1 protein-coding gene is annotated in these 513 nt (G+C 38.6%); it reads right to left on the bottom strand.

Features of this window, described 5'->3' with window-relative positions:
- Positions 1-283 precede the first annotated feature (283 nt).
- On the bottom strand, positions 284-513 hold a 230-nt coding region (locus ACWHAR_RS32180), incomplete at its 5' end, for an SDR family oxidoreductase (protein ID WP_452089061.1).

The raw sequence follows: 513 nt of genomic DNA, 5'->3' as shown, positions 1-513 counted from the left end.
AATCTGATGTAACCTTGAAACCTTTCATTCTTATAATTTCTCTTTTTAGTTAACGAAGTAATTATATGAATGTTTTATTTGAAATCTAAGTTCTTCATATTTCGTCTCCCCTTTTAAAATATACCTTTCATATATTAGGTGGCTTACGTATGACACAACACCTCATAAACAAATAAAGCTCTATGTGTTATCAAATTGGATAGGAAGAAGGTTAATTGTGGAGGTATTACATTCGAACATAAAAGTTCTTAATAACTTAAATATTCACTTATAAATATTCAGATTAAAACGGATAAGGATTCAGCCATTGCCCTCCGTCCATTGTGATACAATCCCCGTTTATATAGGATGCTTCATCAGAAAGCAAAAACGCTGCCAAAGCGGCGATTTCCTCCGGTGTGCCCAATCGGCCGAGCGGCACACTGTTCATCGTGCGGGCCATCGCTTTTTCCGATTCAAATAGCTTCTCCGCACCGCCTGTTCGTTCAATCGGTCCGGGGGCTATCGCGTTTG

Source organism: Bacillus sp. LR--39 (genome assembly GCF_053613335.1).
This window is presented reverse-complemented; position numbering and strand designations above follow the sequence as displayed.